This is a genomic window from Kitasatospora sp. NPDC091257, from assembly GCF_044757675.1.
Taxonomy (GTDB): Bacteria; Actinomycetota; Actinomycetes; order Streptomycetales; family Streptomycetaceae; genus Kitasatospora; species Kitasatospora lactacystinica.
In genome coordinates this window covers 1-1,194 of record NZ_JBIVVI010001795.1, presented here as the reverse complement: position 1 = coordinate 1,194, position 1,194 = coordinate 1, and the positions used below count along the sequence as shown (strand labels likewise).

Below are 1,194 nucleotides of genomic sequence, written 5' to 3'. Positions count from 1 at the left end.
CGAGTTGACTAGTTGTGAGTGGTGTTCTGTGGTGTGCTCTTCGGATGGGGCGGGGCCTGGGGGCCCGTCCGGGGGGGGGCGGGCACCCTGGCGACACGGCAGCCCCGGCTACCGCTCGCGGCAGTCGCAAAGGGAGGCCCTCAGCGACTCCGCCACACTCACCGACGTGCCGATGACCTGGTCGAGCTCGGCCAGGGAGACCAGCCCCAGCACCGCCTGCGCCTGCTCGTCTCCGGGCTTGGCCTCCAGTGCCAGGAGCAGCGCCTCTGCGGCCGCCGCTGCGTCGCCGTCGAGCAGCAGCGCGGCGCCGAGCAGGGTGAGCGGCGCGGCGGCCAGGCGGCGATAGGGGTCGACGCACAGGCAGGCGACGCGCGACCACAGCAGCGTCGCCCGCTTCACCTCGTCGGGTTCGCAGTACGTCGAGGCCGCGTGCAGGAAGTCCCCGTTCTGGACCGCGAGGAGCAGCCGCGCCGCCTCCGCATCGGTCAGCTCCTCGACGTCGCGGCGACCGGTCAGCGCGGCGGCGAGCAGCGGCTCGAGACTCTGCCTGGTGGCCTCATGGCCGGCTTCCAGCTCACGGGCGAAAGCACGCACGGCGTCGGCCACCACACCCGCGGCGCCCTCCGCCCCGACCGCGGGGCACCCGTCAGACGTCGACCGCTCGGCAGCGCGGGGTGTTCCCGGGCCGGGGGCGCCGGTGGACGGGTCGGTGGGCAGGGTCCACCAGTGGGTGGGGGTGATGAACTGGCTTTCGAGCACGGCCAGGCCGTACCGCGCGCACGCTGCGGCGAGGTGGCGCCACACGGCGGTGTAGGAGTCGACATCCTTGGGGCCCTGGCCGTCGCGGGCGTAGACGAGCAGCGCGACGCCGCGCTGCCCCTTGCTGGTGGCGGGCAACTCGGCGACGTCGCCGATGAACGCCCGGACGAAGGACGACCAGCGGCGCGGGTCCTCCGGGATGTCCGCGAGGAGCACCCGCAGGGGCTCACCGAACTCGGCGACGACGATCTGCCCGGCCGGTTCGCGCCCGAGCGCACCGGCGACGAAGTCGGCCAGGTCGGCCGTCTCGAGGACGAAGGGGCTGTTGTTGTCGGACATGGCGGTTCCTCGTTCCAGGGGGGTGGGCCGCGCCGGCGGGCGGCGCGGCCGGGGTGACGTGGAGCGGCTAACGGTCGGCGTCTTCACGTCGTAGAC

At 73.9% G+C, this 1,194-nt stretch carries 1 protein-coding gene; it reads right to left on the bottom strand.

Going from position 1 to position 1,194, the window contains the following annotated elements:
* Nucleotides 1-108: 108 nt before the first annotated feature.
* Nucleotides 109-1,098 carry a DUF4192 family protein gene (locus tag ACIQOV_RS42090; protein ID WP_401056514.1) on the bottom strand — a complete coding sequence of 330 codons (990 nt, stop codon included), beginning with the start codon at nucleotides 1,096-1,098 and terminating at the stop codon, nucleotides 109-111.
* Between the last annotated feature and the right edge of the window lie 96 nt (nucleotides 1,099-1,194).

Excerpts from the sequence above, each read along its gene's own strand:
- ACIQOV_RS42090 (WP_401056514.1), bottom strand. The coding sequence starts at position 1,098 with ATGTCCGACAACAACAGCCCCTTCGTCCTCGAGACGGCCGACCTGGCC.